Origin of the sequence: Streptomyces hygroscopicus subsp. hygroscopicus, from assembly GCF_001553455.1 — a bacterium.
In the GTDB taxonomy this organism is placed as follows: domain Bacteria; phylum Actinomycetota; class Actinomycetes; order Streptomycetales; family Streptomycetaceae; genus Streptomyces; species Streptomyces hygroscopicus.
The window spans coordinates 1-609 of record NZ_BBOX01000372.1 but is presented as its reverse complement, the minus strand read 5'-3'; the positions used below and the strand labels follow the sequence as shown (position 1 = coordinate 609).

Here is a 609-nt window from a genome sequence, read left to right as displayed (position 1 = left end):
CCCCCCCCGCCGGCTCCTGACCTGTCCCGGTCCGCTGTTTCCGGTGTTTCCGGAGCGCCCCCGGGGGCACCCGGGGCGACCGGAGGGCCCGGAGGGCTGCCGATGGCGGATGAGATGCGATGGCGGATGAGACCGAGACCGGCGCCGCGCCGCGGGGACAGCGGCCGCGCCGGCCCCGCGATGCCGGGGGAGTGGCGGCCGCCGTCGCGCTGACCGTGGCGACCGGGGCCATGGACGCGATCAGCTTTCTGGCGCTGGGCGGCGTGTTCACCAGCGTCATGACCGCCAATCTCTCCCTGCTCGGCATGTCGACCGCCTCGCCCGACCCGGCGCGGGCCCGGGACTCCGCGGTCGCCATGGCCGGTTACACGGCGGGCACGCTGCTGAGCGGCTGGATCGTCCGCGGCCCCCGGCCGGCCCGGCGGGCCCGGTGCGCGCTCACGGTCGAACTGCTCGCGCTCGGCGGGCTGTGGGCGGTGTGGGCGGCGGCCGGCGGCCACCCGGCCGGCGGCCGGCAGCTGGGACTGCTGGCGGTCGCCGCGTTCGCCATGGGCGGGCAGAGCGGCCTGGTGCGCGCCGTCGGCCCGCCCGGCTTCTCCACCACCTATC

Annotated in this window: 1 protein-coding gene; it reads left to right on the top strand. The window is 78.2% G+C overall.

The features are described from left to right. Window positions 1-119: 119 nt before the first annotated feature. Window positions 120-609: YoaK family protein (locus tag AXW62_RS31915; protein ID WP_060947560.1), on the top strand; the 490-nt coding region annotated here is incomplete at its 3' end.